At 71.6% G+C, this 26231-nt stretch carries 24 protein-coding genes; 8 read left to right on the forward strand and 16 right to left on the reverse strand.

Translation table 11 applies throughout. From position 1 onward, the window contains the following. Nucleotides 1-75: 75 nt before the first annotated feature. Together ACGFR7_RS26250 and mshA are read right to left on the reverse strand one after the other, a co-directional pair. A complete protein-coding gene (locus ACGFR7_RS26250; RefSeq protein WP_393323896.1) occupies nucleotides 76-705 on the reverse strand; it encodes a YbjN domain-containing protein in 630 nt (209 codons plus the stop codon). Then, nucleotides 698-2068 carry a D-inositol-3-phosphate glycosyltransferase gene (mshA, locus tag ACGFR7_RS26255; protein WP_393323898.1) on the reverse strand — a complete coding sequence of 457 codons (1371 nt, stop codon included), beginning with the start codon at nucleotides 2066-2068 and terminating at the stop codon, nucleotides 698-700. The genes ACGFR7_RS26250 and mshA overlap by 8 nt, the downstream gene beginning before the upstream one ends. Nucleotides 2069-2246: 178 nt before the next feature. Here mshA and ACGFR7_RS26260 point away from each other — a divergent pair, with 178 nt between their 5' ends. Beyond that, nucleotides 2247-3224, forward strand: coding sequence for a class I SAM-dependent methyltransferase (locus ACGFR7_RS26260; protein WP_393323900.1), 978 nt, complete (start codon nucleotides 2247-2249; stop codon nucleotides 3222-3224). A 161-nt stretch (nucleotides 3225-3385) separates the two neighbouring features. Here ACGFR7_RS26260 and ACGFR7_RS26265 read toward each other — a convergent pair whose 3' ends face one another. Then, on the reverse strand, nucleotides 3386-4273 hold the full coding sequence (locus ACGFR7_RS26265; protein ID WP_393323902.1) for a helix-turn-helix domain-containing protein: 888 nt from the start codon (nucleotides 4271-4273) through the stop codon (nucleotides 3386-3388). A gap of 171 nt (nucleotides 4274-4444) precedes the next feature. Here ACGFR7_RS26265 and ACGFR7_RS26270 point away from each other — a divergent pair, with 171 nt between their 5' ends. Further along, nucleotides 4445-5452 carry an aldo/keto reductase gene (locus ACGFR7_RS26270; protein ID WP_393323905.1) on the forward strand — a complete coding sequence of 336 codons (1008 nt, stop codon included), beginning with the start codon at nucleotides 4445-4447 and terminating at the stop codon, nucleotides 5450-5452. 154 nt (nucleotides 5453-5606) lie between these two features. Here ACGFR7_RS26270 and ACGFR7_RS26275 read toward each other — a convergent pair whose 3' ends face one another. Both ACGFR7_RS26275 and ACGFR7_RS26280 read right to left on the reverse strand, forming a co-directional pair. Then, nucleotides 5607-5930, reverse strand: coding sequence for an Lsr2 family protein (locus ACGFR7_RS26275; RefSeq protein WP_393323908.1), 324 nt, complete (start codon nucleotides 5928-5930; stop codon nucleotides 5607-5609). 773 nt (nucleotides 5931-6703) lie between these two features. After that, nucleotides 6704-6862, reverse strand: coding sequence for a hypothetical protein (locus ACGFR7_RS26280; protein WP_393323910.1), 159 nt, complete (start codon nucleotides 6860-6862; stop codon nucleotides 6704-6706). A gap of 192 nt (nucleotides 6863-7054) precedes the next feature. Here ACGFR7_RS26280 and ACGFR7_RS26285 point away from each other — a divergent pair, with 192 nt between their 5' ends. Together ACGFR7_RS26285 and ACGFR7_RS26290 are read left to right on the forward strand one after the other, a co-directional pair. After that, nucleotides 7055-7891, forward strand: a complete 837-nt coding sequence (locus ACGFR7_RS26285; protein WP_393323912.1) for a helix-turn-helix domain-containing protein — start codon at nucleotides 7055-7057, stop codon at nucleotides 7889-7891. Continuing rightward, nucleotides 7888-8085 carry a DUF397 domain-containing protein gene (locus tag ACGFR7_RS26290; RefSeq protein ID WP_393323915.1) on the forward strand — a complete coding sequence of 66 codons (198 nt, stop codon included), beginning with the start codon at nucleotides 7888-7890 and terminating at the stop codon, nucleotides 8083-8085. Before ACGFR7_RS26285 ends, ACGFR7_RS26290 begins: the two co-directional genes overlap by 4 nt. A 9-nt stretch (nucleotides 8086-8094) precedes the next feature. Here the strand turns inward: ACGFR7_RS26290 and ACGFR7_RS26295 are convergent, their stop codons facing one another. The 6 genes from ACGFR7_RS26295 to ACGFR7_RS26320 form a co-directional block, all read right to left on the reverse strand. Further along, entirely contained in the window at nucleotides 8095-8271 is a 177-nt protein-coding gene (locus ACGFR7_RS26295) for a hypothetical protein (RefSeq protein WP_393323918.1), read from the reverse strand. Nucleotides 8272-8603: 332 nt separating this feature from the next. Further along, nucleotides 8604-9023, reverse strand: coding sequence for an NUDIX hydrolase (locus tag ACGFR7_RS26300; RefSeq protein WP_393323921.1), 420 nt, complete (start codon nucleotides 9021-9023; stop codon nucleotides 8604-8606). A 106-nt stretch (nucleotides 9024-9129) separates the two neighbouring features. After that, nucleotides 9130-10329: a CHAD domain-containing protein gene (locus tag ACGFR7_RS26305; protein WP_393323924.1), complete on the reverse strand. Its 1200-nt coding sequence runs from the start codon at nucleotides 10327-10329 to the stop codon at nucleotides 9130-9132. 190 nt (nucleotides 10330-10519) lie between these two features. Then, nucleotides 10520-12802, reverse strand: a complete 2283-nt coding sequence (locus ACGFR7_RS26310) for an RNA degradosome polyphosphate kinase (protein ID WP_393323927.1) — start codon at nucleotides 12800-12802, stop codon at nucleotides 10520-10522. A 432-nt stretch (nucleotides 12803-13234) separates the two neighbouring features. After that, nucleotides 13235-14275, reverse strand: coding sequence for an ABC transporter permease (locus ACGFR7_RS26315; protein ID WP_393323930.1), 1041 nt, complete (start codon nucleotides 14273-14275; stop codon nucleotides 13235-13237). Then, complete coding sequence (locus ACGFR7_RS26320) at nucleotides 14272-15423, reverse strand: ATP-binding cassette domain-containing protein (RefSeq protein WP_393323933.1); 1152 nt, start codon at nucleotides 15421-15423, stop codon at nucleotides 14272-14274. Before ACGFR7_RS26320 ends, ACGFR7_RS26315 begins: the two co-directional genes overlap by 4 nt. Nucleotides 15424-15516: 93 nt before the next feature. On the opposite strand from ACGFR7_RS26320, the gene ACGFR7_RS26325 reads away from it, so the two are divergent. Further along, entirely contained in the window at nucleotides 15517-16134 is a 618-nt protein-coding gene (locus tag ACGFR7_RS26325) for a GNAT family N-acetyltransferase (RefSeq protein WP_393323936.1), read from the forward strand. Between the two features lie 127 nt (nucleotides 16135-16261). On the opposite strand, the gene mshD is transcribed toward ACGFR7_RS26325, so the two are convergent. Further along, nucleotides 16262-17200 (reverse strand): mycothiol synthase, encoded by a 939-nt coding sequence (gene mshD / locus ACGFR7_RS26330; protein ID WP_393323939.1) that lies wholly within the window; start codon nucleotides 17198-17200, stop codon nucleotides 16262-16264. A 223-nt stretch (nucleotides 17201-17423) separates the two neighbouring features. Here mshD and ACGFR7_RS26335 point away from each other — a divergent pair, with 223 nt between their 5' ends. Together ACGFR7_RS26335 and ACGFR7_RS26340 are read left to right on the forward strand one after the other, a co-directional pair. Continuing rightward, nucleotides 17424-19262 carry a bifunctional metallophosphatase/5'-nucleotidase gene (locus ACGFR7_RS26335; protein WP_393323942.1) on the forward strand — a complete coding sequence of 613 codons (1839 nt, stop codon included), beginning with the start codon at nucleotides 17424-17426 and terminating at the stop codon, nucleotides 19260-19262. Nucleotides 19263-19510: 248 nt separating this feature from the next. After that, nucleotides 19511-19765 carry a hypothetical protein gene (locus ACGFR7_RS26340; RefSeq protein WP_393323944.1) on the forward strand — a complete coding sequence of 85 codons (255 nt, stop codon included), beginning with the start codon at nucleotides 19511-19513 and terminating at the stop codon, nucleotides 19763-19765. A gap of 35 nt (nucleotides 19766-19800) precedes the next feature. Here the strand turns inward: ACGFR7_RS26340 and ACGFR7_RS26345 are convergent, their stop codons facing one another. Further along, complete coding sequence (locus ACGFR7_RS26345; protein ID WP_393323947.1) at nucleotides 19801-20682, reverse strand: NAD(P)H-binding protein; 882 nt, start codon at nucleotides 20680-20682, stop codon at nucleotides 19801-19803. A gap of 299 nt (nucleotides 20683-20981) precedes the next feature. Between ACGFR7_RS26345 and ACGFR7_RS26350 the strand changes: the two genes are divergently transcribed. Continuing rightward, a complete protein-coding gene (locus tag ACGFR7_RS26350; protein ID WP_393323950.1) occupies nucleotides 20982-22370 on the forward strand; it encodes a DUF2993 domain-containing protein in 1389 nt (462 codons plus the stop codon). Between the two features lie 132 nt (nucleotides 22371-22502). On the opposite strand, the gene ACGFR7_RS26355 is transcribed toward ACGFR7_RS26350, so the two are convergent. From ACGFR7_RS26355 to ACGFR7_RS26365, 3 genes are all read right to left on the reverse strand, one after another. Further along, a complete protein-coding gene (locus ACGFR7_RS26355) occupies nucleotides 22503-24002 on the reverse strand; it encodes an ATP-binding protein (RefSeq protein ID WP_393323954.1) in 1500 nt (499 codons plus the stop codon). Next, nucleotides 23999-24736, reverse strand: a complete 738-nt coding sequence (locus ACGFR7_RS26360; protein WP_350252863.1) for a response regulator transcription factor — start codon at nucleotides 24734-24736, stop codon at nucleotides 23999-24001. Before ACGFR7_RS26360 ends, ACGFR7_RS26355 begins: the two co-directional genes overlap by 4 nt. Before the next feature lie 282 nt (nucleotides 24737-25018). Then, on the reverse strand, nucleotides 25019-26155 hold the full coding sequence (locus ACGFR7_RS26365) for a S1C family serine protease (RefSeq protein WP_393323958.1): 1137 nt from the start codon (nucleotides 26153-26155) through the stop codon (nucleotides 25019-25021). Nucleotides 26156-26231: the final 76 nt, after the last annotated feature.

Genomic DNA, 26231 nt, shown 5'->3' on the forward strand with positions numbered 1-26231 from the left:
CCGAGTACCCCGCAGCCGACGACTCGGCGGCCTACGCTCGGCGGCCGACGACCCCGCAGCCGACGGCTCCGCGGCCTACGCCCCCGCGTCGCTCCCCCGCGTCAGATGCGCGAACGCGTCCAGGTTGCGGGTGGACTCACCGCGGGACACCCGCCAGGCGTACTCCTTGCGGATGGCGGTGGCGAAGCCCATCTCCAGCAGGGTGTTGAAGCTGCCGTCGGCGTTCTCCAGGACCGTGCCGAGGATGCGGTCGAGCTCGTCGGGGGTGACGGCGGCCAGCGGGAGCTTGCCGACGAGGTAGATGTCGCCGAGCTTGTCGATCGCGTAACTGACGCCATAGAGGCGGGTGTTGCGTTCGAGGAGCCAGCGGTGCACGGCCTCGTGGTTCTCGTCGGGGTGGCGGACGACGAAGGCGTTGATGGACAGGGAGTGCCTGCCCACGATGAGCGAGCAGGTCGTGGAGAGCTTGCGGGTGCCGGGGAGCTTGATGACGTAGGTGCCGGCGGAGGGCGATTCCCATTCGAGCTCGGCGTCGGTCAGGGTTCGCTCGATCACGGCCTGCGCCGCCGGAGCCGTCACGACCTGCGCCACCGGAACCGTCTCGGCCTGCGCCGCCGCCACCGTCCCGTCCGTGGTGTTGCCGTTGCCCACTGCACCGCTCGTCTCTCGCTCGTCGCCCGTGGAGGAGTCGCGCTCGTCACCCATGGAGGGATCGTAGGTGACGGCGGTGTTCCTGCATGGCGGCGGTGTAGACGTCGCCCGTGGCCGCGGCGGCGGTGTCCCAGCCGAAGGACTGGGCGTGCCGGGCGGCGTCGGTGCCCATCCGGGCGGGCAGGGCCGGGTCCGCGACGAAGCGGCCGAGCGCGCGGGCGTAGTCGGCCGGGTCGTGGCCGCTGACGAGGAAGCCGCTGACGCCGTCGCGCACGGCCACCGGAAGTCCGCCGACCGCGGCCGCGATGACCGGGGTCCCACAGGCCTGGGCCTCGATGGCGACCAGCCCGAAGGATTCGCTGTACGAGGGCATGACCAGCACGGATGCGGCGCGGTACCAGTCGGCGAGCTGTTCCTGGCCGACCGGTGGGCGGAACTGCACCAGGTCGGCGATGCCGAGCCGGGCGGCCAGCTTCTGCAGCCCCTCGGGCTTGGCCAGGCCGCTGCCGCTGGGGCCGCCGACCACGGGCACGACCATCCGGGAGCGCAGCGAGGGGTCCTCGGCCAGCAGGGCGGCGGCGGCCCGCAGCAGGATGTCGGGCGCCTTCAGCGGCTGTATTCGGCCGGCGAAGAGCGGGATGACCGCGTCCTGCGGCAGGCCGAGGCGGGCGCGGGCGGCGGCCCGGCTCTCGGCGACCTCGCCGCCGGTGGGCCGGAAGCGGTCGAGGTTGACCCCGGGGTGCACCACGGCGACCTTGCCTGGCTCGGCCTCGTAATGCCGGACGAGTTCGCCCGCCTCCTCGGCGGTGTTGGCTATCAGGCGGTCGGCGGCCCGGACGATCTGTGTCTCGCCGATCACCCGGGCGGCCGGCTCGGGGGCGTCGCCGGCCGCCAGCGCGGCGTTCTTGACCTTGGCCATGGTGTGCATGGCGTGCACCAGCGGGACGCCCCAGCGCTCGGCGGCCAGCCAGCCGACATGGCCGGAGAGCCAGTAGTGGGAGTGCACCAGGTCGTAGTAACCGGGGCGGTGGCCGGCCCAGGCCTGCATCACGCCATGGGTGAAGGCGCAGAGCTGGGCGGGCAGCTCCTCCTTGGCCAGACCCTCGTACGGGCCGGCGTCCACATGCCGTACGAGGACGCCCGGGGCGAGCTCGACGGCGGGCGGGAGGGTGCCGGTGGTGGCACGGGTGAAGATCTCCACCTCGATGTTGATCGAGGCGAGCTTCCTGGCCAGCTCGACGATGTAGACGTTCATACCGCCGGCGTCGCCCGTACCGGGCTGGTGCAGCGGGGAGGTGTGGACACTGAGCATCGCCACCCGGCGCGGACGGCGTGCGCTGCCGGGCAGGCGCAGGCGGGCCTGGCCCGGGAACTGGCCGTGCGGCCGACTGCGGAGCCGGGACACGTGTGGGCTCACGTCGAGCTACCTCCTAGTCGGGGCGGGCGGCACGCCTCCGACCCCCTCCAACAATGCACCGCGGCCATCCATTTCCGTCCGGCATGCTCTGACCGCACTTTGCCAAAGCGTGACCAAGCGAGGGCCACAGGTTCCTGGGCGGGCGGGTTTCCCGCGGCCACCCCATACCCTCAAGGACATGGCCCGCCGCCCCAGCGTCTCCCACGTCCCCCTGGTCTCCCCCCGCTCCCCCGTCCTCCAGGCCTCACCCCGCTCCCCCGCCTCTCTCGCTTCCCCCGGCTCCGCCGCCGCTCTGGTGCCCGCGCAGTCCCGGCCCGTCGGAAATGCCACCCGCGGGACGACCAACCCCAACCGGCTGCGCCGCATGGACCGCTGGATAGCCGCCGAGCACGGCGCCGCGCTGCGCCGCGCCGCCGACCCCGTGGCGGTCGATCTCGGCTACGGCGCCGCGCCCTGGACCGCGGTGGAGCTGCTGGGACGGCTGCGGACGGTGCGCCCGGACGCCCGGGTCGTCGGCATAGAGATAGATCCGGCGCGGGTCGAGGCCGCCAGGCCGTACGAGCGGGCGGGGCTGGACTTCCTCCACGGCGGCTTCGAGGTGCCGCTGCCGGGGCAGCGCAAGCGGGCGCCGGTCCTCATCCGGGCCGCGAACGTGCTGCGGCAGTACGACGAGGACGAAGTGGCCGCCGTGTGGCAACGGCTCTGCGCCCGGCTGGCACCCGGCGGGCTGCTGGTCGAGGGCACCTGTGACGAGATAGGGCGACGGCACGTCTGGGTGGCGCTGGGCCCCGAGGGCCCGCGCACGGTCACCTTCGCCACCCGCCTCAGCTCCCTCCGCACACCCTCTGACCTGGCGGAACGTCTCCCCAAGGCGCTGATCCACCGCAATGTGCCGGGCGAGCCGGTGCACGCCTTCCTGCGGGACTTCGACCGCGCCTGGGCCACCGCCGCCCCGCTCGGCGCACTCGGCGCCCGCCAGCGGTGGCGCGCCGCCGTACAGGCCCTGGCCACGGACTGGCCGCTGACCGGTGACCCGCGGCGCCGGCGCCAGGGGGAGGTCACGGTGCGGTGGGAGGCGCTTGCGCCCAGGGGCGGCGGGGTGGGGAGCGCGGTGGCGAGCCCGGCCGGAAACGCTGCGGGAAGCACCGTCCGCTGAGGCGGCTCCGCACGGCCCCAGCCGGCTCGCGGTCCGCCCCCGTGGCACCCCGCCGGCCTCCGGCAGCGGTCAGCGGTCAGCGATAAGCGGTCAGCAGCGCGAGCCTCCGCTACGCGGTCAGCACCGCGGCCGTCGCTACGCGGTCAGCGCCGCAGCCCCCGCTACGCGGTCAGCACCGGGTCCCCGAGTGCCGCCAGCTCCCGCAGCCGCCCCTCCGTCTTGGACCCCCGCGCGGCCGTATACGTCACCAGTGCCTGGTCCGGGTCCGCGCTCAGCCGGAAACTCTCGAAGGTGAGGACCAGCTCGCCGACGTGCGGATGCAGGAGGGACTTGGTGCCGCGCAGGCACTCGTACACCGACTGCGTCTCCCACAGCCGTCTGAAGTCCCGGCTCTGCGCGAGGAGTTCATTGACCACCCCGCAGATCCGCGGGTCCTCGGGGTGCCGCCCGCTGTCGGCGCGCAGATTGCCGACCACCTCCACGGCCTTCGCCTCCCAGTCCGCGTGCAGGGCGCGGGCCGCCGGGTCGAGGAAGACCAGCAGCGCGGTGTTGCGGCGGTCCGGGGTGAGCGCCGGGAGGTCGAAGGCGATCCGGCCGCCGAGCGCGTTCCAGGCCAGGATGTCCAGGCCGCGGCCGAGGACCATGGCCGGGACGGTGGCCTCCATCGCGTCCAGGAGCCGCTGGATCTCGGGGCGCACGGTCTGCCGGGGGGCGGGACACGGGCCGCCGTCCGGGCCCGGGGCGGCGGCGCAGTCCGCCGGGCGGCCCCGGGGTGCCGCGACATTGTGCAGGTAGGTCATTTCGCCGTCGGAAAGCCGCAGCGCCCGTGCGATCGCGTCCAGGACGGAGTCGGAGATGGCGGGCGCGCGGCCCTGTTCGATCCGGGTGTAGTAGTCGACGCTGATGCCGGCGAGCTGGGCGACCTCCTCGCGCCGCAGGCCGCGCACCCGGCGACGGTTGACCCCGTCGGGCAGGCCGAGGTCCGCCGGGTCGAGCGCCGCCCGGCGCGCCTTGAGGAACGAGCTGATCTCGATTTCCGCGTGCAGCATCGCTCCAGTATGCGATGTACCGCCGGTCGGGTGGTTCCGCCGGACCCAGGCTGCGACGGGCCTGGTGCGCTCCCCGTACGGACAGCAGGGTGGTGCACACCTCCTTCGGAGGCACCCCTGAGAACTCGTATCTCGCATCTCGAATCTCGCAACTGGCACAAGGAGCAGCCCATGCAGCGCAGGATCCTCGGCGGTACCGGCATCTCGGTCAGCGAGTACGCGCTCGGCACGATGATGCTCGGCGCCTGGGGCAACACCGATCACGACGACTGCGTACGGATCGTGCACCGTGCGCTGGACGCCGGAATCAACTTCGTGGACACCGCGGACGTGTATGCGGCGGGCGAGTCCGAGGAGATCGTCGGCAAGGCGCTCAAGGGACGCCGCGAGGACGTCGTCCTGGCCACGAAGTTCTTCAACTCGATGGGGCCGGACGCCAACCACGGCGGCAACTCCCGGCGCTGGATCATGCGCGCGGTGGAGGACAGCCTGCGCCGGCTGGACACCGACTACCTCGACCTCTACCAGGTGCACCGGCCCGACCCGGCCACCGATATCGACGAGACGCTCTCCGCGCTCTCGGACCTCGTACGGTCCGGCAAGGTGCGGGCGATCGGCACCTCGACCTTCCCCGCCGAGCGCATCGTCGAGGCGCAGTGGACCGCCGAGCGCCGCGGCCATGTCCGCTTCCGCACCGAGCAGCCGCCCTACTCGATGCTGGCGCGCGGCGTGGAGAGCGCGGTACTGCCCACGGCGCAGCGCTACGGAATGGGCGTGCTGACCTGGGGACCGCTCAGCGCCGGCTGGCTCTCGGGCCGCGATCTGTCCGCCAGTTCGCGCGCCGGACTGGAGAGCCAGAAGTTCGACCTGTCGGTCCCGGCGAACGCCCGGAAGGCGGAGGCGGTCGCCGCACTGTCGAAGGTCGCGGCCGAGGCGGGCCTCACGCTGCCGCACCTGGCGACCGCCTTCGTACGGTCCCACCCCGCGGTGACCTCCGTGATCATCGGCCCGCGCACCCTGGACCAGCTCGACAGCATGCTGGAGGGCTCCGAGGTCACGCTCGGCACGGACGTCCTGGACCGGATCGACGCGATCGTGCCGCCCGGCACGGACCTCAACCCGGCCGACAACTACTACGCGCCGCCGGCCATCGCGGACGCGTCCTTGCGGCGCCGCTGAGCGTTCGGATTGTCCGGGGAAAAGAATGGTTTCGCGGTGTCCTTTCCTTTCCCGGAACGGTAGGCCGCCACTGACACCACGGACAGGACCACCGGAACCGGACACAAAGAAGCCCCTCACACGTGGTGAGGGGCTTCCGGTTTATCCAAAAAATTCACTTGGCCTTTTGGTACGCCTCACGAATCTCGGCGGGCACCCGCCCGCGGTCGCTGACGTTGTAGCCGCTCGACTTGGCCCAGGCCCGGATCGCGGCGGTGTCCTCATTGCTGGCCGTCGCCTTACGCGACTTACGGCCCTTCCCGGTCTTGCGACCGGCCTTCAAGAACGGCCCAACGGCTTCCAGCAGCTGGTCGTAGCTGTCCGGACTCAAATCGATCTCGTAAGTCACACCGTCAAGAGAAAGCGTGTGCGTGGCGGCCTCGGTGGACTCTTCGCCCGTGAGGTCGTCCGTGAAGATGGTGATTACTTTCTGTGCCATGCAGGCAGTGTAAACCCCTGAAATTGGGGGTCGCCCCTTTCCCTCGGCCTGCTGGTGCGACGAACTGGTTGACGGGTAAGAATCGTGCCCGGGCGGTCTTCGTTCGGCGGGTGGCGCTTCAAGCAACCGGGCCGCGCCGGAGGGAAAGGCGCCAAGCGCGCGGGCGCTGCAGATCCCGGCGCGGTCGTCCGGGAACCGGCCCCACGCCATGCCTCACAGGGCCCTTCGACGTGGCGCATGGCCCGCGGGTTTCAGGGATTGCGTTCATTCACTGCGGCGGCTTGCGGTGCTTGCCCCTGCCAGGCAGGGTACGGTGCGAGCCGCCCGGCACCCCATGGACGAGTGATGGTCTCGGTCGTTTCGGTGCTCGCGTTCATCGCGCGATCTCCCTTCTCTTGTGAGGCCCTGGCCCGGCTGGGTCAGGGATTGCCTGTCGCACGGCCCGTCGGCGCCGATGGCGGATGGGCCTGTCGTCCGGATCGAGGGCACCGGGGCGGGGCACGTGGACCACACCGGACCTCGTGTCCAGCGCGCCCCCGTACCGCGTCCATGGCCCTTCGGGGCTGTTCTCGTACGGCGTGCCCGCGAATGGGTCGGCAGCGGTAGTGGTCTCTACGGCCGGGGCACCCACGGCTCCCCCTTCCCCTCCACCGGCACGCCGTCATGCTGGGGATGCCGCCGCAGCAGTACGCGACAGTCAACGGCCTTCGTCCTGTCGCCACGCTGCACCGCAGCTGCCAGTTCGGCTGCCAAGGTCCGGCACTTCTCACAGCTCACAGCGACCGCCCCAGCGGTCCGTACTGCTGTCGCCGCGCATAGTCCTGATGCACCCGCGCGCGAAGACGCGTCAATGCCTCGCTGTCGTCGTCAGCGGCCCGCTCATGCTCCGGATCGCCGTCGTGGTCAGGGGTGTTGAGTGCAGGCCCGGTCACTGGCTCGGGTCCTTCCGGCCGCTCGTCCGCGTCGTTGCGGCCCTGAGCAGTGGGGCGTTCGGGGACAGTGTGCTTCCGGGGCAACGTCCGCTCCTCTCTGTAGTGATTCCACTACCGGGGCGGCACAGCGTGACCTAGAGTCGGAAGCCCCTTCAACCTGTCAGAGCAGGAGGAAGCTTTGGTGAAAGCCCGTTGAATCGCAAGGAGTTGACGCCGGAGAGCAGCCCCCGGGAAGCCTTTGGAGCGCGTTTACGCAGCTCGCGGGAAGCCCGTGGTTGGACCCAAGATGAGCTTGCCGTGCGTATGGGATATTCCAGCACCCACGTGTCAGCGGTCGAAACTGGTCGGAAGCCCCCGACTTTGCGCTTTTCGCGCAGCGCTGATCGCACGTTCGGCACCGAAGGAACCGTGGACACGTTCGAGCGCGACTGGCGCGAGATCCGGCAGGGCAGCCTGCTGGAGGGCTTCCCGGAATACGTCGGGCACGAGGGCCGGGCAGCGGAGATCCGGTTGTACGAAGTGGGCATCATTCCGGGCCTGTTGCAGACCCCGGAGTATGCGTCCGTGCTCGCGGGGAGTGCCGTCAAGCGCGGAGCCATCACGCCCGAGCAGGCGGACGAACGGATGTCGCTGGTCGCGGAACGGCAAGCGGCGCTCGTCCGCACTCCCCCACCGCTGGTGTTCGTGGTGCTGGACGAGAGCTGCATCCTTCGACCCATTGGCGGGCCGGCCGTCATGGACGCACAGTTGGCGCGGCTGGTCGAGTTCGCCGAGCGTCCGAATACGGTGCTTCACGTCGCCCCGTTCGGCATGGGGGAGCACCGACCGTTCGATCTACCCATCACCGTGCTGACGCTGCCGGACCGCTCGCTCATGTCCTATGCCGAGTCCGCCCAACGGGGCCATCTTGAGCGGGAAAGCACCTCGGTGCTGCCCATACTGACGGCCTACCATCAACTACAGGCCGACGCCCTCTCCCAAACGGCGTCCGTTGCCATGATCGATGACTTTCGAAAGGGCACCTCGTGACCGAATCCCTCCGATGGGTCAAATCCTCGTACAGCAACAACGGCGGACAGTGCATCGAATGGGCACCGGAGCACGCGCACGCCCACGGTGCCGTCCCCGTCAGGGACAGCAAGAACCCTCAGGGGCCTGCTCTCCTCTTCCCCGCCCCGCAGTGGGCTCACTTCGTGGCGTACGCCAAGGGGCAGTCCATCTGATCCCGACACTCACACCTGAGGGCCCTCCCCAGGTATCCCGGGGAGGGCCCTCGTGAGAGGAGCGCTGAAGTCGATGAATTCATCTTCAGCCTGACGTAGCGGCACCCCGCAGGCGGCAGAGATGTCCGCGATCACCGGCTCGACCGGATAGCCCGGGTGGATGAAGAGGTAGCGATAGTTGCTCACATGCGCTCCTACGGCCAAACGATAATTCCGGACAAGGCACGGAAAAGGGCGTTGGCAGCCGGAGCGTACTTCTTGCCGAACTTGTGGCCGTAGTCGTCGTTGCCCGCCATGCCGGCGGCGTTCTGGAGCGCGGTGCAGACCTCGATGACCCTTGGATCAGCTCCCGCCCTCTCCCGTCACCCCCCACAGCCACCGTGAAACGATCGTCTTCGTCTTCGTCTTCTCAAGGCGTCACGCCTCCCGAGGGTGGCGAGAAGGGCGGGGATCAGTTCCCGGCCTCTGGCCCAGGTGAGTCGTTCACGGGCAGCGGGCAGCGGGCAACGCGCCCGCACTCACGCCAAATGCAGCGCCGCGAGCAGCGCATCCACCAGGGGCCGGTCCCGTTCCTGGGTGAGGCGGAGGCGGGCGTCGTCCGGGGAGAGCCACTCCATGCGGTCGACCTCGCTGTTCGGGGTGAAGGCTCCGGCGACCGCTTCCGCCGCCCAGTAGCGGACCTGCTTGGGGCGGCCGTTGGCCACGTAGTAGGAGGTGGGCAGCGGGGCTCCGGGGCGGCAGTCCATGCCGGTCTCCTCCGCCACCTCGCGCACCGCGCCGGCCAGCGCGTCCTCGCCGCGCTTCAACTTGCCTTTGGGGTGGGACCAGTCGTCGTACTTGGGACGGTGGACGAGCGCGATCTCCAGGCCGTCCTCGGAGGCCGCGCGACGCCACAGGACACACCCCGCCGCTCGGATTGGATTCTGAGGCACTGTCACATCATCACCCCTTTGGGTCTGCCGTCCCTTCGGTCCACGCCGTTTCCTCAGCCCTTCTCCGTTTCCTCTGCGCTTCGATCCGTTTTCACTGCGCTTCCCTCCGTTCTCAGCTCGTCCGTTCCGGTGTCCGGGGCAGCCACACGCGGCCGAAGGCGAAGCGGGCCGCCTCCACTTCGTGCCGCTGGTCGGCGTGCAGCACTCCGAGGGCGTAGGCCGTGGCCGGGGCGATCCGGGGGGTACGGGCCGCGGCGGCGGCAGCGGCGGCGGCCTCCGCGGCGTCGCGGTGCCACTCCAGCGCCCGGCCGGCCTCCGCCAGCCGGAAGTCGGCGTACTCCGGCGCCAGCACCTCCCGGGCGTAGCGGCTCAGTCGCACCAGCAGCCGGACCTGGTGCCAGGGCGCGTCCTGGCGCTGGTCGGCGGCGAGTGCGGCGGCGTTGTACGGGTATCCGGCGCGGGACAGCGGCAGTGCGGCGACCGCCTCCGCGAGCCGGCGGTGGGCCTGCTCGGCGAGTGGCGGCAGCGCCTCGGCGGCGGAGCGCTCGGTGGCCTTACGGGCGAGCGGCGCCTCGGAGGCGAGTACCGCCACGGAGTCGGCGACGGCGTGGAAGCGGGAAGAGCCCAGGGCCTGCAGCGCGGCGGTGTGGGCGCGGGTGCGGGCGAGGGTGAGCTGGCGGTCCAGCAGGGCTCCGGCCCGCGCCGCACCGGCCGCCAGGGCGCCGTCGGGATCCGCGTCGGTGGCGGTAGTCGCGGCGGAAGTCGCGGACGACGCGGTGGTCCGGGCGGCGGGACCGGTGGCGGAACCCGTGGCGGGCCCCCTGGCGGAGCCCGTAGCGACGCCCGTGGCGGAGCCCGTGGTCGCGCGGTCGCCCCGTTTGCTCCTGTCCGGCCGTCCCTGGCGGTCGGACCGGTCGCTCCGGTCGGCACGGTCTTTGCGGTCGGCTCGGTCGGTCCGGTCGGTGCGGCCCGTCAGGCGCTGCAGTGCGGTCATCAGCCGTTCGCGGCGTGCGGCGCAGGCCTGTTCGCGGGCCAGGGCGCCGGACAGCCAGCCCAGTTCGGAGGTGAGCTGGTCGGCCCAGACCTCCTCGGTCAGCGGGCGGAAGGTGTGCAGGGTGGCGCTGATCCGGCGGGCGGCGCGGCGCAGCTGACGGGCTGCCTCGCCGGCGCCCTCCGCGTCCGAACCGCTCTCCCGGTGCAGGCGCAGGCTGCGCAGGAATTCCGCCGACTGCTGGTGCAGATAGCCGGCGAGGACTTCCTCGGCCGTACGCCCGGCGAGGGCGGCGCCGGTGTCGGCGAAGTCGTCAGTCATGACCGGCCGGTACGCAGCACCGTCCCGGCCGCGGCCGGAGTCATCATCCGGCCGTGGCGTGCCGTCCCCGCAGGGGTACAGGCCGTCGGCTTCTGGGTACGGGCCGTCCACCACTGCCGAACGGGCTCCGGGCGCTCCGCCGGGCTCGTATCCGGTGCCGATGAGACCCGCGGGCCCTCCGGTCGGCTGGTCATGTCGCTGGGCCACGCCGGCGCCTCCGGGCGTCGATGAGCATTTCCTGAATGTTGCGCAGCGGCGCGCCGTCCGCGTCCGCCGCGTGCCGGGTCCAGTCGCCGTCCTGGCCGAGGTGCCACGAGGACGTGGTGTCCGACATCCCCGTCTCCAGCATCCGGTTGAGGGAGACGCGGTGCGCCGGGTCGGCGACCCGTACCAGTGCCTCGATCCGGCGGTCGAGGTTGCGGTGCATCATGTCCGCGCTGCCCAGCCATACTTCGGGCTCGCCGCCGTTGCCGAAGATGAAGACCCGGGAGTGCTCCAGGAAGCGGCCGAGGATGCTGCGCACGCGGATGTTCTCGCTCAGGCCGGTGACCCCCGGGCGCAGCGCGCAGATGCCGCGTACCCAGATGTCGACCGGGACGCCGGCCTGGGAGGCGCGGTAGAGCGCGTCGATGACGGCCTCGTCGACCATCGAATTGACCTTGATGCGGACGTAGGCGGGACCGCCCGCCCGCTGGTGCGCGATCTCCTTGTTGATGCGCTGTATCAGGCCGTCCCGCAGGGACTTGGGGGCGACCAGGAGACGGCGGTAGGTCTCGCGGCGGGAGTAGCCGGAGAGCCGGTTGAAGAGGTCGGAGAGGTCGGCGCCGACCTGCGGGTCGGCGGTCAGCAGGCCCAGGTCCTCGTAGAGCCGGGCCGTCTTGGGGTGGTAGTTGCCGGTCCCCACATGGGAGTAGCGGCGCAGCATCTCGCCTTCCTGGCGGACGACGAGCGAGAGCTTGGAGTGCGTCTTGAGGCCGACCAGCCCGTAGACGACATGGCAGCCGGACTCCTCCAGCTTGCGCGCCCACTTGATGTTGGCCTGTTCGTCGAAACGGGCCTTGATCTCGACGAGGACGAGGACCTGCTTGCCGGATTCCGCGGCGTCTATCAGGGCGTCCACGATCGGTGAGTCGCCGGAGGTGCGGTAGAGCGTCTGCTTGATGGCGAGGACGTCCGGGTCGGCGGCGGCCTGCTCCAAGAACGCCTGCACGGAGGTGGAGAAGGAGTCGTAAGGGTGGTGGAGGAGGACGTCGCGGGCGCGCAGGGCGGCGAAGATGTCGGGCGCGGACGCCGATTCCACCTCGGCGAGGTCACGGTGGGTGCCGGCGACGAACTTGGGGTACTTGAGCTCGGGCCGGTCCAGCGCGCCTATCCCGAAGAGGCCGGTCAGGTCCAGCGGGCCGGGCAGCGGATAGACCTCGGCGTCGGAGATCTTCAGCTCCTGGACGAGCAGATCGAGCACGGCCGGGTCGATGGACTCCTCGACCTCCAGGCGGACCGGCGGCCCGAAGCGGCGCCGCATCAGCTCCTTCTCCAGGGCCTGGAGAAGGTTCTCCGCGTCGTCCTCCTCGACCTCCAGGTCTTCGTTGCGGGTCACCCGGAACATGTGGTGCGCCTGCACCTCCATGCCGGGGAACAGCTCCTCCAGGTGGGCGGCGATGACGTCCTCGATGGGGACGTAGCGCTGCGGGGAGGCCTCCAGGAAGCGGGAGAGCAGCGGTGGCACCTTGACCCGGGCGAAGTGGTCGTGGCCGCTGACCGGGTTGCGTACGACGACGGCCAGGTTCAGCGAGAGGCCGGAGATATACGGGAAGGGGTGCGCCGGGTCCACCGCCAGGGGGGTGAGCACCGGGAAGATCTGCTGGCGGAAGAGGGTGAAGAGGCGGGCCTGCTCCTTCTCGGTCAGCTCGGGCCAGCGGATCAGATGAATGCCCTGGTCGGCGAGCTCGGGGGCGATGTCCTGCTGGAAGCAGGCGGCGTGCCGGGCCATGAGTTCGCGCGAGCGGGTCCAGATCAGGTCCAGCACCTCGCGGGGCTGGAGTCCGGACGCGGAGCGGGTGGCGACGCCGGTGGCTATCCGTCGCTTGAGTCCGGCCACCCGGACCATGAAGAACTCGTCCAGGTTGCTGGCGAAAATCGCCAGGAAGTTCGCCCGTTCGAGGAGGGGGGTGGCCGGGTCCTCGGCCAGTTCGAGCACCCGCTCGTTGAAGGCCAGCCAGCTGCGCTCGCGGTCCAGGAACCGTCCGCTGGGAAGTTCCTCGCCGTCCGCGCCGACCACGCCCTCGTCCTCGTACGCGTCGGGGTCGGCGTCCAGGTCGGGCTCCAGGCCGGGCACCGTGCCCCGGACCGCCTGCGGGCGGTGCGCGGCGATGGAACCCACGGACGGCTGGGCCGAGGGCGCCGCGGCCCGCGGGGGCTGCGGGGTGGGCACCTCGGGCTGAGCCTGTGCCTGAGCGCTGGGCTGCTGGTTCATGAACCTATTCTTCCGCGTCCGGGGGGTTCCAGGCGCGTCAGGCGGAGGCGGCGGCGCGAGATGGAGCCTCGGGTGGGGGCCGTTCGGCACAGCGGGCTGCATTCACCGATGCTCGCAAGCGATATTGAATCGCCGGTAACGCGGATATGGCGGCCAGGCAAGCGGGGTGCTACTCCCCGGCGTCAGGCGTTGTCCGGGGCGGCCGGGGGCCGTTGCCGGGCTGCCGGTTGTCACGGGCGGGGGCCCGGCGCCACGGGCGGGCGCCGGGGCCGGGGCCGCGGCCGGCGGCTCCTGGGGTGCCGTGCCCCAGAGGCCGGGCCCGGGAGCCGCCGCCGGGGCGCGTCCCCCTGTGCCTCCCCCGGGGCGGCCTTTGTCACACGCATGGTGCCTTCCGGGTTGCGGGCCACCACGGGAGGCGCCCCTGCGGCCGGTTCAGCCGTGCCGGCGCCGCATCACCCGGAAGGCGATCACCGTCAGCACCGCCGCCACCGCCAGCACGATCCCGGCCTCGGTCCACGCCAGCGGCCAGTGGTGCGACGCCGGGTGGTGGTCCATGTACTGGCCGGCCACATCGTGCTGCCGCATACAGCTCTCGTTGCTCGGGCCGGGATCGCACGGGGCGTCGGGCAGCCGGGCGCCGGAGCGGGTGTAGTTGCCCTGTCCGACGAGCCAGGCGTCGTCCGGCAGCTGGGCGGGGCGGTGGTGCGGGAACTTTGTCGTCACGACCGGCAGAAGATAGGGCCTGAGCTGGGCCAGTGCCACCTGCAGCGCTACGACGGCGGCGAGCGTGACGCCCATCGACAGCACCGTACGGCGCAGCAGCAGACCGGCCAGTACGCCGACCACCAGGGCCAGCAGGGAGTAGGCGACCGGCACCGGGCCGAGCGCGTGGAAGCCGAGGGTCGAGTACCAGTAGAAGCCGGAGACCTCGTCGCCGGCGACCTGCCAGAGCCAGCTGAAGGCCAGCGAGAGCCCCGTGGCGGCGGTCAGGACGACCAGCGCGGGCAGGCAGATCTTCGCCGCCAGCCAGCGCAGCGGGCCGACCGACTGGGTCAGGACGAGCTTGTGGGTACCGGCCTCCAGCTCGCGCGCGATCAGCGGGGCGCCGAGGAACAGCCCGACCAGGACGGGCAGCAGCACCAGGCCCACTTCGACGAGCCGCAGGGGCGAGCCGTAGGTGTCGCGGAAGGTGGTGACCGCCTCCTGGGTGTGCTCGCAGCGCGGATCGAGGGAGATCTGCGAGCAGCCGGCGATGTGGTGGGCGTCGATGAATCCGGCCGTCTGACCGCGCAGCACCGCGCACCAGACCGCGCCGGCGGCCGCCACGGCCAGCAGCACGCCGAAGACCAGTCGGTGCTGGCGCCACACCAGCCAGACGAGACCGCCCAGCGGTGCCAGGCCCGCCTCCCGGATCCCGCCCGGATCGCCCGCTGTGCCGCGCCCCTTCGTACCGGGGTGTGCCGTGGTGGTCATGCTGCCGCTCCCTTGCCGCTGTGGTGGTCATACCGTGTGCCCGCCGCGCCGCCCGGCGGGCCGTTCCCTGCGCCGGGCGGGCGCTCCCGTCCGCCCGGCAGCCTGTTCCATCCGCCCGTACGGCCTGCCGGGCCGGGCGGTCCGTTGCGCGGCATACCGGGGATCCCCGGCTTGTTGCCGGGCCGGCGGCACCGCCGCGCCGAGGCCGGCTCCGCGCTCGGCGCCATCAGCACGGGCGCGCCGGGCGCGTCGGGCGCGCGCAGATAGGCAAGCAGAAGCTCCTCCAAGGACGGGTCCGCGGTCTCCCAGGGGCCGGCGGCGACCGTGCCCTTCCGCCGCACGACGGCGGTGAAGTGACGCCCTGACAGCTGCGCCTCGACGACCGTGTGCGCCGCGATCGCGGGCGGCAGCGCGCCGTTCCGGTGCGCCCCCATCACCAGGGTGTGCGCCCCGATGACGTCATCGACCTCGCCCGCCAGCCGCACCCGGCCGCCGCCCAGTACCAGCAGGTGGTCACAGACCCCGTCGAGCTCGGCGAGCAGGTCCGACGACAGCACGACGGTGGTGCCGTGCTCGGTCGCCTGGGCCAGCAGCAGTGCGGTGAACCGGTGCCGGGCGATCGGGTCGAGCCCGGCCAACGGCTCGTCGAGGAGCAGGAGTTCGGGGCTCCTGGCGAAGGCCAGGGCGAGCCCGAGGCGGGTGCGCTGCCCGCCGGAGAGGGCGCCGGCCCGGGCGTCGAGGGGCAGCCGGCCCTCCCGGACGATCCGTTCGGCGCACGCCCCGTTCCAGCGGCCGGGGTTGAGCGCGCGGCCCATCCGCAGCGTCTCGGCGACCGTCAGCCGCGGGTAGAGGGGCTTGTCCTGGGTGACATGGGCGGTCCGGGCGCGGACCGCGGCGCCGGCCGGTCCCTCGCCACCGATGCGTACGGCCCCCTCGCTGGGGCGGGTCAGGCCGGAGACGAGCGAGAGCAGGGTGCTCTTCCCGGCACCGCCGGGACCGACCAGTGCGCAGATACGGCCGGCCGGCAGCCGGAAGGTGCAGTCGCGCAGTGCCCAGCGGCGGCGGTGGCGCCTGCCGAGGCCGATCGCCTCGATGGCGGTGCGCCCGGAGGCCCGGCCGGCCACCTCGTCCGTATCCACTGGCCGCATCACTCGTCCCCCTGAGCCATTCCACTAATTAAGTAGTGAAAGGGTGGGGGAAATGGGCTGCACCTGTCAACCTCCGCTGCCTACGCTGCCGCCGTGCCCCCGTTCTCCGCGCCCGTGACGCCGCCGCTGCCGTACACGCCCGACTACCCGATACGCACCGAACGCCTGGACCTGCGCCCGGTCATCCACGACGATTTCGCCGCGATCCACGCCTACCAGCGCCGCCCCGAGGTCTGCCGCTACCTCTACTGGGGCCCCCTCGACGAGGCCGGGTCCCGGGCCTCCGTCACCGCCAAGACCACCCGCACCGTGCTGCGCGAGTCCGGCGACGTCCTCCAGCTCGCCGTCGTCGTGCGCGAGAGCGGCACCCTGGTCGGCGACGTCACCTTCGTCTGGGAGAGCCGCACCCACCGCCAGGGCGGCATCGGCTACGTCTTCCACCCGGACCACACCGGCCACGGCTACGCCACCGAGGCGAGCCGGGCGCTGCTGAGGCTGGGCTTCGAGGAACTGCGCCTGCACCGCATCCAGGCCGAGTTGGACGGCCGCAACACCGCCTCAGCCCGGTTGCTGGAACGGCTGGGGATGCGCCGGGAAGGCCATCTGCGGGAGAACGAGTTCCTCGACGGGGAATGGTCCGACGAGGTCGTCTACGCGATGCTGGCGCGCGAGTGGCGGGCGCAGCAGGAAGAGCCCACGCGGCAGCAATGACACAGCGGGGCGGACCCTGGTGGGCCCGCCCCGCTGCATGCTCGTCCGCCGCGCGCTCATCCGCCGCCCGGTCTCACCTCTTCGCCCGGTCTCACCGCTCCGAGCGGCCTCAGGTCTCCGAGCGGCCTCAGGTCTCCGAGCGGTACATCAGATCCGTCTCGTGCGTGGCGAACCCCATCCGCTCGTACACGCTCACCGCCGCCGCGTTGTCCGCGTCCACGTACAGCATCGCCGTCGGCAGGCCCTGGCCGGCCAGATGCCGCAGCCCCACCGAGGTCAGCGCCTTGCCCAGGCCGCCGCCCTGGGCGCCCGGCCGCACCCCGAGCACATAGACCTCGCCCAGGCCCTCGTCGGCGTGCACCTTGGTCCAGTGGAAGCCGACCAGCCGGCCGCCCTTCTCCGCCAGGAAGAAGCCCTTCGGGTCGAACCACGCCTCGCCCTTGCGGTCGTCCAGATCGCGCTGGATCAGCGAACCCTGCTCCGGGTGGTGCGCAAAGGCCTCCGCGTTCACCTCCAGCCAGGCCTCGTCATCGATGCCCGGCTGGAAGGTCCGCAGGGACACCCCCTCGGGGAGCACCGGCTCCGGCAGCTCCAGGTCCGTCAGCGAGCGCCGCATCTGGCGCAGCTCCCGGAACATCGTCAGCCCCAGGGTCTGGGCGAGACGCCGGGCGGCCGGATGCCCGCCGTGCGCCCAGACCCGCAGCCGGCGCCCGGACTGCTCCAGCAGCTCGCTGCCCAGCGCCCGGCCGTGCCCGCGGCCGCGGTAGCCCGGGTGCACCACCAGCTCGGCGGCCGGCGCCTCCACCGGGTCGGTGTCCTCCAGCTGCCCGTACGCGACCAGCTCCTCGGCCTCGTCGCCCCGCAGGTACAGCAGCACATGGCGTACGCCGGGGCGCGCGCCCCCGCGCAGCTGCAGCCGCCCCTGCTCGGACACGGCGGGCTGCCCGTCCGTACGAGCCGCCCGCTCGATCAGCTCGGCGACGGCCGTGGCCTCTTCCGGCGCGAGCTCGTCGACCACCTGGATCCGGCGGCCGGCCCGGCCCATCTCCTGTGCAGCGTCAGTCATGTGTGAAGCGTACGACCCAGTCGGGTTCCCGGAGGGGCACCACCCGCGTTCCCGGAGGGGCAGCCCCCGCGTCCCCGGAGGGGCAGCCCCCGCGTTCCCCCGCCCTTCCCGGCACCAGCTCGTCACCCGCCCTGCAACCAGCTCGTCACCCGGCAACCCCTGTTGCACTACGCGCGTCGACAATAAGCTGCCGTCCGCTCAGGACCATCCAGGAGGGGAACACATGCCAGCGACACCGCAACGGGGCCGCGCCCTGCGAAGATTGACGATCGGCGCCGCCGTACTGGCCGCCGCCGGGCTCACCGCCGCCGCCCTGCCGGCCGGGGCCGACACCGGCCACCCCGCCCGCACCGGCCGCACCGTCGATGTGCAGCTGCTCTCCTTCAACGACTTCCACGGCAATCTCGAACCGCCGCAGGGCTCCTCCGGCACGGTCGAGGAGGCCCAGCCGGACGGCAGCAAGAAGAGCATCCCCGCGGGCGGCGTCGAGTACCTCGCACAGTCGCTGCGCACGGCCCGTAAGGGCCACCCCTACTCGGTCACCGCGGCGGCCGGCGACCTGGTCGGAGCCAGCCCGCTGATGTCCGGGCTGTTCCACGACGAGCCGACCATCGAGGCGATGAACAAGCTGGGCCTCGACGTCACCTCCGTCGGCAACCACGAATTCGACGAGGGCCGGGCGGAACTGACGCGCCTGCAGAACGGCGGCTGCCACCCCAAGGACGGCTGCTACGAGAAGGGCAAGAAGTTCCGGGGCGCGGACTTCCCGTACCTCGCCGCCAACGTCACGGACGAGAAGACCGGCAAGCCGCTGCTCAAGCCGTACACCGTCTGGAAGCACAAGGGCGTGAAGATCGGCTTCATCGGCGTGACGCTGGAGGGCACCCCGGACGTCGTCAGCGCGGGCGGCGTCAAGGGCCTGAAGTTCCACGACGAGGTCGAGACGATCAACAAGTACGCCAAGGTCCTCAACCACCAGGGCGTGAAGGCGATCGTCGCCCTCATCCACGAGGGCGGCCTGCCGGCCTCCACCTCCTACAACTACCGCTGCGACGGCCCCGGCCCCGGATGGGGGTCCTCCCGGGCGTCCAGCTCTGGGGGAGGGATCTCGGGCCCGATCACCGACATCGCCAAGCACGTCACCCCGAAGGTCGACGCGCTGGTCACCGGCCACACGCACCAGGCGTACAGCTGCACCATCCCGGACCCGTCCGGCCGGCCGCGCACCGTCACCTCCGCCGCGTCCTACGGCAAGCTCTACACCGACACCACGCTGACCTACGACCGCCGCACCCGTGACATCGTGCGGACCAGCGTCAAGGCGCCCGGCGCGGTCAACCACGTCGTCGACCGCACCCAGCCCAAGGCCGCGGACCTGACGTCGCTGATCACCCGCTGGAACAAGCTGGCCGCACCGGTCGCGGCCCGTCCCGTCGGCCACATCTCCGCCGATATCGCGGGCCGCGGCGCCGCCGCCCCCGAGTCACCGCTCGGCGATGTCATCGCCGACGCCCAGCTGGAGGCCACCAAGGCGGACGGCAAGGGCGGCGCCCAGCTCGCCCTGATGAACCCCGGCGGGGTGCGCTCCGACCTCGCCTTCAAGGCGTCCGGCTCGGAGGGCGACGGGGTGGTCACCTACGGGGAGGCGTTCACCGTCCAGCCCTTCACCAACATGATGAACGTCGTCGACCTCACCGGAGCCCAGCTCCTCACCGCACTCCAGCAGCAGGTCAGCGGCCCCAACGAGGCCTCCTCCAAGGTCCTCCAGATCTCTCAGGGCCTGACCTACACCCTCGACATGACCAAGAAGGGCGCCGACCGCGTCGTCAAGGACTCGGTCAAGCTCAACGGCGCCGCCCTCGACCCCGCCAAGACCTACCGCGTGGCGATGAACGAGTTCCTGGCGGGCGGCGGTGACGGCTTCGCCGCCTTCAAGGACGGCAAGAACAAGTACGTCGGCCCCTCCGACCTGGACGCCTTCACCGGCTACCTGACCGCCCACTCCTCGGCCGGCAGCCCCCTCACCCCGCCGAAAGCGGACCGGATCACGGTCGTGAAGTAGGCCGCGGCAGCCGACCGTGTGCAACGGGCACGGTCGGGACGCGGCAGCGGCGGTGACGGCCCGGCGCGGAGTTCCCTGCCGGGCCGTCGCGGCACCGGGCTCCCCGAGGGGGAGTGGGCGGTCCCCCAGCGGGAGTCGGGGGACCGCCCTACGGGCCTACGACGGGCTGATCACCGCGATGTCGGCGGCGGGTGCCGTGCCCGCCCTGGCCGCCGTACGGCCATGGGGCCGCCGCCCCCCCATGGACGGTGTGGCTGCCGCTGCGGTTCGGGGCGGCCCTGCTGGTCGTACGGGGTGTGCCGGGGCTCATCGAAGACCTCACCATGGTCACCGGGCTCACCCCCTACGGCCTGCTGGGGCTCGCGGAGCGGCCGGCCGACCTGGCGTCCGGGACGTTCTGGACGGACATGGCGGTCGATGGGTACTTCTCCGCAGGCGCGGTGGTGATGGTGCCGCTGACCGTGCTCCACCGAAGGCTCCCGCGGGTCACCGAAAACGCCTGAGGGCCGCCGGGGGCACCGGCGGCCCTCAGGGGCGTTCAGGAGAAGTCGGCGGCGTGATCCCGTGCCCACCGGGCGAACGTCCGGCCCGGACGGCCGGTGATCCGCTCGACGGCGTCCGAGACCGGGAAGGGCGGCGCATCGACCATCCGGCCGAACATCCGGACGACTTCCAGCGCGTCCTCCTTGGTCAGGAACCCCCCGGACATCGCCTCGGCCGCTTCGTCCTCGGAGATCTGCTCGACCCGGATCTCCCTGCCGGTCGCCCGCCCGATCTCGGCGATCTGCTCGGCGAGGGTCATCCGCTCCGGACCGGTGACGGTATACGCCTTGCCCAGGTGCGCGCCGCTGCGGTCCAGCAGGGCGACGGCCGCGACGTCGGCGAGGTCGGCCTCGTGGACGGGGACGCCCTGCGCGCCCGGGTGCGCCTCGCGCACCACGCCGGACTCGCGGATCGAGGGAGCCCAGGCAAGGGCGTTGGTGGCGTAGTTGCCGCCACGGACGAAGGTCCACTCCAGACCGGAATCGCCTACCGCGCGCTCCAGACCGGCGTGCAGCCGGGAGATGACATGGGCGTCGTCGTCCGGGGTATCGGACACCGCCATCGAGGAGTTGAGGACCACCCGGCGGACCCCGGCCCGGACGGCTGCGTCGAGCACCGCCCGCGCGGCCCTCTCGCCGCCGGCCGCGAGATTGAGGAACAGCGCATCGGCGCCGGCCAGCAGCGGTGCGAGGTCGTCGGTGCCGTTGAGGTCGGCGCCGGCCGTTTCGGCCCCGGACGGCAGCGCGGCGCGCGCCGGATCACGGGTCAGCGCGCGTACGGCGGCACCCTCGGCGAGGAGCCGGCCGACAAGGCTGCGGCCGATATTGCCGGTTGCCCCGGTAACGACGATCATGGAACGGCCTTCGTGAGACGTCATGGGATGACTGCCCTCTTCGGTTTGTCGGTCGAATGGGTCGAATGAGTCGAACGGACTGAGGGAGCGGAAGGAATCGACGAAGGTGCGCCACGGCGGATACGACCGATACGGCGGAGAGAGTGCGACGGATCCCGACAAGGCGCACGCTGCCGGTCAGGTCACCAAGAGGGTGACGGTAGTTCAGGTCACCCCACAAGCGCGGCAAATTTTTATCAAGACCGGCGGGACAACCCTCACGTATCCGACTTACTGCCGGTACAACTTGCGTTCAAGGGTCCTGACCGTGGTCAGATGTACGGATGCGAACCCCCACACGCATACCTTCACCTTCGCCCCCGCCCGCCGGCCGGCCGCACTCCGCCACCGCCACGACGGGCGCCCCGGACGATTCCACGGGCGACACCAGAAAGCTCGACATGGTCAACCCGTACGCGGATCTGGCGGCCCTCGCCGATCCCGAGCCGGAGCCCGAACCGGAGTGGGGACCCGACTCGTTGGACGCCGCCGGCGCTCCCCGCCGCCGCACCTACCTCAACGAGCGCGACGACAGCGACGACCCGCTGGGCCTCGGCCTGCGCTCGGACGACGAGACGGACGGCGAGGCCTGGAAGCCGCCGAACCACCGCCGCAAGAAGCGCGGCCTCAGCCGGTTCGCCGCCATACCGCTCGCCCTGAAGCTGCTGGTCGCCGTCCTCGTCGGCACCTCCTTCCTCGGACTCTTCGACCGGTTCGCGGTGCTGTACGCGCAGAACAAGACCGCGGAAAAGGTGAAGGATGCCCTGCATCTGAACGCCACTCCCGAGGTCGATATCGAGGGGTTCCCGTTCCTCACCCAGGTCATGGACAAGCACGTCGACCAGGTGAAGGTCACCATTCCCGACCTGGCCGCCGACCGGGTTTCGCTGGCGAAATTCGAGGCCACCGCCAACGACGTCCGTATTGACGGCGATCTGCCCAGCTCCATCAAGGGCGCCACGATCGGCCAAATGCACGGCAGCGTGCTGCTGGCCTTCGACGACATGAACCGCGAACTGGGCGCCTCGCAGGTGAAATTCAGCGAGATGGGCCCGAATTCCGTTCGCGCGGTCGGTCAACTGCCGATCGCCGGCCATGATTTGCGGGTACGGGCCGAGGCGCGCATTCAGCGGGCCGGCGACCGCGGCATCTCCACCGACATCAGCCGGATGCGCCTGGACATCGGTGACATCGCCGTCTACCGCCCCGGCACCGGCAAGGAAGAGGGCCTGCGGCTGACCCGCAAGACCGCCGCCGAGCTCAGCCGGCAGGCCGAGAAGGTCAAGGCGATGCTCAGCATCCCGGCGATCGTCGACCGTATCGGCATCCCCAAGGCCTACATCCAGGACGCGCTGAGCAACGAGCAGAAGCTGCACGAGCTGACCGGGTCGCCGCGCTTCGTCCAGAAGCTGATGAAGGTCAATCTCGTCGATGTGGTCGCGGACCACCCCTGGCTGCTGCAGAAGGTGGGCATCGACCCGAAGATCCTCGGCACGCTGACCGGGCTCACCAAGCCGCAGCTCGCGGACCGGCTGTCGCTGTCCTTCCAGCTCCCCAAGACGCCCGGGAACGTCCGGCTGCGGCATATCTCCGTCGAGCGGGACGGCATCCGCGCCGACCTTTCGGGGTCGAACCTGCCGTTCGGGGACGCGGCGAAGAAGGCGGAGAAATAGCAAGGCAGAAAAGTGCGGGCTCGCCCCGGCAGGGGCGGGCAGCAGGGGCGGCGTCTTGGGGGACGCCGCCCCTGCTGCGTTCCCGGGACGCCGCCCTCACTGCGTTCCCGGCACTCCGCCGTTACTGCGCCCCTACCGCACTCCCGGAGGCGGGCCCTGGGGCCTCGGCGGCTCCTCCGGTATCCCGGGCGGCGGCGTCTTGGCGCCCGGCAGCGTCAGTACCGCCTCCGTGCCGCCGAGGTCCGCGGACCGCAGCCGTACGGCGCCGCCCGCCTGTTCCGCCGTACGCGCCACGATCGACAGTCCCAGACCGCTGCCGGGCAGGCTGCGGGCGGACGGCGAGCGCCAGAACCGCTCGAAGACATGCGGAAGTTCGTCCTGCGGAATGCCCGGGCCGTGATCGCGCACGGTCAGCTCGCCACCCGCCAGCCGGACCTCGACGGTGCCGCCGGGCGGGCTGAACTTCACCGCGTTGTCCAGCAGGTTCACCACCGCCCGCTCCAGCGCGGCCGGCTCGGCCCGTACGTACCAGGGGGCGAGGTCCGCCGCGATGGTCAGGGACGGGCCGCGCAGCCGGGCCCGCTGCAGCCCGGAGCCGACGATCTCGTGCAGCGCCACGACCTCGATGGCGCTCTCTCCAGGGGCCGGGGGCCGCGACAGCTCCTGCAGATCGCCGATCAGCGCCGCCAGCTCCCCCATCTGTGCCTTCACCGAGGCCAGCAGCGCCGCCTTGTCGGCCGCCGGGATCGGCCGGCCGGCCTGCTCGCTGCGCACCAGCAGATCGATGTTGGTACGCAGTGAGGTCAGCGGCGTACGCAGCTCATGGCCGGCGTCCGCGATCAACTGCTGCTGGAGATCGCGGGAGGCGGCCAGCGCGGCGGTCATGGCGTTGAAGGAGCGGGAGAGCCGGGCGATCTCGTCCTCGCCGTCGGCCGGGATGCGGATGGTCAGGTCCTGGGTACGGGCGACATGCTCGACGGCGCCGGTCAGCCGGTCCACCGGCTTGAGGCCGGAGCGCGCGATGACCAGTCCCGCCGTGCCCGCGCCGATGCCACCCAGCCCCGCGACCGCCGCCAGCAGCAGCGCCAGGCGGTTCAGCGCGCTGTTGGCCTCGGTCAGCGGGTGGGAGATGGAGACCGCGAACTGCACGCCCTGGACGCCGATGTGCTTGGTCAGTACCCGGACGTCCGTGCCGTCGGTGGTGACGGCGTCGTGCAGGGTGTCGCGCTGCAGGCCCCGTGCCACGGCGACGTCCGAGTGCTGCACCTGCAGGGGCTGGGAGTTGGGCCCGATGCAGCGCGAGCCGTCGACCTGCACGATCTGGACGTTGTAGTAGGAGGGCGGGGCGTTCTTGTTCTCGGTCGGGTCGGTGGGCTGGCAGTTGGCGTAGGTCACCTGCAGATACTCCGCGGGGACGCTGACGTTCTGCAGCGAGTTGTCCACCTCGTCGCGCAGCTGGGCCCGGGTGAGCAGCCAGCAGGCCAGCGCGGAGACGGCCACCGCCACCGCCACCGCGGTCGCGGTGAGCAGGGTCAGCCGCGAGCGCAACGGCAGCCGCGTGATCCGGGCGCCGAGCCGGCTCCGTGCAAAGCCCGTGCCGTGTGCTCCGTGCGCGGGGGCCGGCCCGGTCATTCCGCGCCGCCGTCCGCCCGCAGGACGTAGCCGACCCCCCGCACGGTGTGCACCAGCCGCGGCTCGCCGCCCGCTTCCGTCTTGCGGCGCAGATACATCACGTACACATCAAGGGAGTTGGAGGTGGGCTCGAAGTCGAAGCCCCATACGGCCTTCAGGATCTGCTCACGGGTGAGGACCTGCCGTGGGTGCGCGAGGAACATCTCCAGCAGGGTGAATTCGGTACGGGTCAGCTCGACCTGCCGGCTGCCCCGGGTCACCTCGCGGGTCGCCAGGTCCATCCGCAGATCACCCAGGCTCAGCGTCTCGCCCTCCTCGGGCTGCGCACCGGCCGCCGCCGCGTACGAGCTGCGGCGCAGCAGCGCGCGGATCCGGGCCAGCAGCTCGTCCAGCTCGAAGGGCTTGACCAGGTAGTCGTCGGCGCCGGCGTCCAGCCCCGTGACGCGGTCGCCGACCGTGTCACGGGCGGTCAGCATCAGGATCGGCACCCGCACCCCGCTCGCCCGCAGCCTGCGGGCGGCGGTCAGCCCGTCCATCCGGGGCATCAGGACGTCCAGCACGATCAGTTCGGGGTCGAAGGCGGCAACCTTCTCGACCGCGTCCAGACCGTCGACCGCCTGCTCGGTGACGTACCCCTCGAAGACCAGTGAGCGCTGCAGGGCCTCCCGGACCGCGGGCTCGTCGTCGACGATCAGGATGCGGGCGGGATGATCACCGTGCTCGGCGGGACTCATGCGTGGCTACCTCGGGTGGGAAACGGAACGTCGGAACGGCTGGTGCTCAGCCTTGCACGGCGGGGGCCGTCTGACAGGGGGAGGCGCGAGAGGGGTACTCCTGGACGGCATCCGGGGAGCCCCGTGCCGGGGCCGGGACGGGTCGTGTCGGGGCCGGGTCGGGCCGGAGGCGGCGTCGGCGTCGGCGTCGGCGTCGGCGTCGGGGCGAGCCGGTGGCACGCTCCAGCGGCCGCCGGGGTACTTCCCGGCGACCGCTTGGGGAGGAGAGGGATGCGCGGGCGATCAGACGCCGCTGTTGCTGCCACCGCTCCCGCCGCCACGCAGAGAGTCCAGATCGTCCTTGACGGTGTTGATCGGGATGGCGAAGCCGAGGCCGATGCTGCCTGCCGTGCTGCTGCTCGCCGAACTCGGCGAGTACATCGCGGAGTTGATGCCGACGATCTGTCCCTGCATATTGATCAGGGCGCCACCGGAGTTGCCCGGGTTGAGCGAGGCGTCGGTCTGTATGGCCTTGTACGAGGTCTTCGACGAACCGGTGTCGCCGTTGTAGTGGTTGCCGCCGAACTCGAAGGGCCAGCCACCGCCGCCGCCCTGCCCGTCCTGCCCCTGGCCTTGGTCCTGCCCCTGTCCCTCCTCCTTGGGGACGGTGACATCCCGGTTGAGGGCGGAGACGATACCGCTGGTCACGGACCCGGTCAGGCCCTCGGGCGAGCCGATCGCCACCACCTGGTCGCCGACCGTGATCTTGTCGGAGTCGCCGAGCGAGGCCGCGGTCAGGCCCTTGGCGCCGCGCACCTTGATCAGCGCCAGGTCCTTGCCCGGGTCGGTACCGACGACCTCGGCCGTCTTCCGGCTGCCGTCGCTGAAGGTGACCGCGACCGTGCGGGCGCCGGCCACCACGTGGTTGTTGGTGACGATCTCGCCGCTGCTGGTGACGACCACACCGGAGCCGGTGGACTCGCCGCTGCCGGTCCGCGCCTTGATCTCCACGATCGCCGGGCTGACTGCCTTGGCCACCCCCGAGACGCCGCTGCCGCCGGTCTTGCCCGCGTTGACGAGCGGCGTGGAGGGACCGCTCTGTGCCGCCTGGGTGGTGGCACCGGCGATCAGTGCCGCACTCCCACCCCCGATGAGACCGGAGACGAGTGCCACCGCCGCGATCAGCGCGACCGGCCGGCGGGCCCGCCGCCGCGGCTCGGGCGCGTACGGGGGCGGTGGCGGAAACGCCCGCTCCCCAGCGCCCCCGGCGCCCGCCGCGCCCGGCACACCCTGACCCACCCCGTGGCCGTACGGACGGCCGTGATCGTTGCCGTAGGCGTCGCCACGCTCATTGCCGTGGCCGTTACCGAAATCGTTGCCGTACGCGTACGGCCGGTCCTGTGGCACCTCATCGCCGCTTCGGCGGTAGCTCTCGGTCATGGTGATCACTCTGCCGCCGGTCCATGAGAACGGCCTGAGAATGCCCTGAGAGACCCGACAGAAGAGGGTATGACCG

The organism is Streptomyces sp. NPDC048516 (assembly GCF_043199875.1).
In the GTDB taxonomy this organism is placed as follows: Bacteria; Actinomycetota; Actinomycetes; order Streptomycetales; family Streptomycetaceae; genus Streptomyces.

Coding starts and splice junctions, on each gene's coding strand:
- ACGFR7_RS26335 (WP_393323942.1), top strand. CDS start 17,424: ATGCCAGCGACACCGCAACGGGGCCGCGCCCTGCGAAGATTGACGATC.
- ACGFR7_RS26260 (WP_393323900.1), top strand. CDS start 2,247: ATGGCCCGCCGCCCCAGCGTCTCCCACGTCCCCCTGGTCTCCCCCCGC.
- mshD (WP_393323939.1), bottom strand. CDS start 17,200: ATGACTGACGCTGCACAGGAGATGGGCCGGGCCGGCCGCCGGATCCAG.
- ACGFR7_RS26270 (WP_393323905.1), top strand. CDS start 4,445: ATGCAGCGCAGGATCCTCGGCGGTACCGGCATCTCGGTCAGCGAGTAC.
- ACGFR7_RS26250 (WP_393323896.1), bottom strand. CDS start 705: ATGGGTGACGAGCGCGACTCCTCCACGGGCGACGAGCGAGAGACGAGC.
- ACGFR7_RS26275 (WP_393323908.1), bottom strand. CDS start 5,930: ATGGCACAGAAAGTAATCACCATCTTCACGGACGACCTCACGGGCGAA.
- ACGFR7_RS26305 (WP_393323924.1), bottom strand. CDS start 10,329: ATGACTGACGACTTCGCCGACACCGGCGCCGCCCTCGCCGGGCGTACG.
- ACGFR7_RS26355 (WP_393323954.1), bottom strand. CDS start 24,002: ATGACCGGGCCGGCCCCCGCGCACGGAGCACACGGCACGGGCTTTGCA.
- ACGFR7_RS26350 (WP_393323950.1), top strand. CDS start 20,982: ATGCGAACCCCCACACGCATACCTTCACCTTCGCCCCCGCCCGCCGGC.
- ACGFR7_RS26365 (WP_393323958.1), bottom strand. CDS start 26,155: ATGACCGAGAGCTACCGCCGAAGCGGCGATGAGGTGCCACAGGACCGG.
- ACGFR7_RS26320 (WP_393323933.1), bottom strand. CDS start 15,423: ATGCGGCCAGTGGATACGGACGAGGTGGCCGGCCGGGCCTCCGGGCGC.
- ACGFR7_RS26360 (WP_350252863.1), bottom strand. CDS start 24,736: ATGAGTCCCGCCGAGCACGGTGATCATCCCGCCCGCATCCTGATCGTC.
- ACGFR7_RS26345 (WP_393323947.1), bottom strand. CDS start 20,682: ATGACGTCTCACGAAGGCCGTTCCATGATCGTCGTTACCGGGGCAACC.
- ACGFR7_RS26310 (WP_393323927.1), bottom strand. CDS start 12,802: ATGAACCAGCAGCCCAGCGCTCAGGCACAGGCTCAGCCCGAGGTGCCC.
- ACGFR7_RS26265 (WP_393323902.1), bottom strand. CDS start 4,273: ATGCTGCACGCGGAAATCGAGATCAGCTCGTTCCTCAAGGCGCGCCGG.
- ACGFR7_RS26315 (WP_393323930.1), bottom strand. CDS start 14,275: ATGACCACCACGGCACACCCCGGTACGAAGGGGCGCGGCACAGCGGGC.